We start from the raw sequence: 2568 nt of genomic DNA, 5'->3' as shown, positions 1-2568 counted from the left end.
TGAAAAGGCTCAACTGGCATACGGCGGTATGTCAAAAGAGGATTTGATGACATATGTAGGGGGGCCATTAGAAAAATACCATTGTGACGACAAGTCTGGGGGGCACGAAGTCTGGGTCTATAAAAAAGACCAGGTTCTTCGTGGGGGTAGAGCACTATTCATAAATGTGGCCGATGGAAAGGTATATGCCGCGTCATTTGATACGACCTTTTTCAAGGATTCTTGTTCTCGACTGGAAACAGAGCCCTGACACAGCGCTCCAGCCGACTGCTCAACCGCTACGCAGTTTCGCGTCGGCTGAACTTGGATGTTAGCATCTAATAGGGGGCTCTGGGTGGAATGTTTTCATACACTGAAATTCATAGAAGAGAAAGAGGCATACCTGAAAGAGTGAGGCGTATTTCAATTCCCAACTTGTAGGAGCAAATCTAGACCTGAAAAGATAGCGACAGAGCAAACTATACGTTTCCAGCAACTCCATACGGAACGTGCGGAGGTATTAAATGATATGTGGTGCGCCGAACGTCAGACGATGGAGGACAACCGTGATCCCGCGAACACTTTTGGCTGCGTGCCTCACGGTTGCGACGGGTCTTCTCGGTTGTTCCGCTCCACCCCCGCAAGATCATTCGCCGGCCCTGTATCACCAAATTACAGGGCGACTCGATAACGGCGTATATGTAAGTCCCTACGGCGATTTTCGAGTAACCGTCCCCCCTTTGCTCCAGCCCGGAGCGAAGATTGCTGATGGCATATATGGCCCAGGCCGATTTTCGGTCGAGTTTTCCGACGGCCAGTGCCGTGTATACGCGGTAGCAAGACGCGAAGACGGTGCCACAAACGAATCCCTGGACGTGTGGTTTGATAGAGCCCTCGCGCCTCATCTTAAAAATCGCGGGATCATCATACGTGAGCGGGAGAACATCAGAACGGAGTCAGGGCCTGCAGTCCTGATTTTGGCCAAACATCCCCATGGAGCACCGTGTGTTGTCGTGGAGCCGAAATCGACAGGGTATGTTGAGACCAAGGGCGATGTGGAACTAGGTATGTTTGTCCTGCGGAAGGGGCCGTATCTCTATCAGATCATGTATGAGGTCGGCGAGGGGGTTCCGGGATTCATCCCCATTCGTCCTGTTAAAGAGCTTCTCCGCAAATTTTTTGAGGGGTTTGCATTCCTCGGACCTGAGCACCAAAAGACCGGATTGAAAAAGACGCAGTCCAAAAGGTTGAAGGCCCAGAGGATAGAGTTCCTGGTCGCGAAATGTGTCGAGCGCGGCAACAGTGAAAGGCTATGCCGTTGTGTTCTGAACTTTCAGCAAGAAACGCTCGGGACAAAATTTATTGAAGCCCAGTATCTCCAGGTGGTCGGGGACCTGCAAGGATATGAAAAGCAACTCTTTGAATTAGGCGCAGAAAACGCTAGGCTTTGGACTGAACAGGAAAAGATTGATGCTCTGGCGAAAGAGCGGTGTGCGCCGGAAGAATAGAGGAGGTAAAAGCATGAAAACATGTCGACTGCTTCGCTCGATAGTCATTTTGGGTCTGTGTACCGCTTTAATTTCATGTGTGGCTCCGGCGCAAGATATCAAAGGACCCAGTGACTTGGATCAAGTGTTGTCATCAGGAAAAAAATCGGCAGTTTTTGGACGCATCCAGTGGTTGGAAAATGGAAAAGAAAAGAGGATAGAAAAGGGTTTGTTCAATTTTTCTGTCTCGCCAAACTTGCTACGGATGGACGACAGGTCCAAGATACATGGGGAAGTCGATGAAAATGGCTATTTTGTGTGGTCCCTTGAACCTGGTATTTACGTTATTTATAGAATCAACTATCATGACCCCTGGTCCGGTAATTATTTCATAGTGCCTAAAGTTGCGTTCTCGGTACCCGAAAAAGGTAGGATTTATTACATCGGCACACTTAAAATGGATTTTGCGCCCAAACGAGATTTGATTGGAGGTCTGTCTGGCAGAGTGAAGGTGAGGATTGAAGATCAAGGACAAAAAGACAATGCAGCCATTGTCCAAAAAATTGGTGCTGTGACGCATGATATTGAAAAGTCTTTGATGGTTCACAAAGCTAGCTTGCCAACAACCATTGACACCACGGATGAATTCAATCTGGCAATGCGGATTTTGAATGCCATACTTTTCGGAGTGTCACAGTGAAAAGTTGCCTCTGCCAAAGTGGTTTAATGTTGTATTAACAAATGACGAGGCTTTTGAAAACGTCAAAGGGGTCAGACTTCACAAACCTGTTTTCTAATTCCCCTTCTTCTACCCCAAGAGATGATTCAAAAAGATGCTAAATAAAAAACCGGCCCTCCTACATTGGAAGGGCCGGTTTTCGTTATCCCTCTTTCGGTATCTTGAACACCGCAAGCACCCCGTCGAACTGTTTCAACCTGCCGGGGTCGATCTTGCCGGTATCGCCGATGACGCCGATGATGACGTGGTTGGCGCCGGTGGACTGGTGAAAGTCGTAGTCCTGGTCGACCAGGTACTGCTTGACTTCGCGGATCTGCGGTTCGGTCACCGATTTTCTCATCACGATCAGCATGGTTTCTATTC

4 protein-coding genes are annotated in these 2568 nt (G+C 48.5%); 3 read left to right on the top strand and 1 reads right to left on the bottom strand.

Annotated elements, in window-relative coordinates:
* The 3 genes from D6694_10955 to D6694_10945 form a co-directional block, all read left to right on the top strand.
* The coding region (locus D6694_10955; GenBank protein RMH39665.1) for a hypothetical protein at window positions 1-250 on the top strand (250 nt) is incomplete at its 5' end.
* Between the two features lie 295 nt (window positions 251-545).
* The gene (locus D6694_10950; protein ID RMH39664.1) at window positions 546-1487 is read left to right on the top strand and encodes a hypothetical protein; all 942 of its coding nucleotides are present in this window, start codon (window positions 546-548) and stop codon (window positions 1485-1487) included.
* A gap of 13 nt (window positions 1488-1500) precedes the next feature.
* Entirely contained in the window at window positions 1501-2166 is a 666-nt protein-coding gene (locus D6694_10945) for a hypothetical protein (protein ID RMH39663.1), read from the top strand.
* 181 nt (window positions 2167-2347) lie between these two features.
* Here the strand turns inward: D6694_10945 and D6694_10940 are convergent, their stop codons facing one another.
* The gene (locus tag D6694_10940; GenBank protein RMH39666.1) at window positions 2348-2557 is read right to left on the bottom strand and encodes a hypothetical protein; all 210 of its coding nucleotides are present in this window, start codon (window positions 2555-2557) and stop codon (window positions 2348-2350) included.
* Window positions 2558-2568 lie beyond the last annotated feature (11 nt).

Source organism: Gammaproteobacteria bacterium (genome assembly GCA_003696665.1).
Lineage (GTDB): Bacteria > Pseudomonadota > Gammaproteobacteria > Enterobacterales.
This window is presented reverse-complemented; position numbering and strand designations above follow the sequence as displayed.

Bases quoted from the DNA above. Each gene is read 5' to 3' on its own strand.
- D6694_10945 (RMH39663.1), top strand. From the start codon at position 1,501: ATGAAAACATGTCGACTGCTTCGCTCGATAGTCATTTTGGGTCTGTGT.
- D6694_10940 (RMH39666.1), bottom strand. From the start codon at position 2,557: ATGCTGATCGTGATGAGAAAATCGGTGACCGAACCGCAGATCCGCGAA.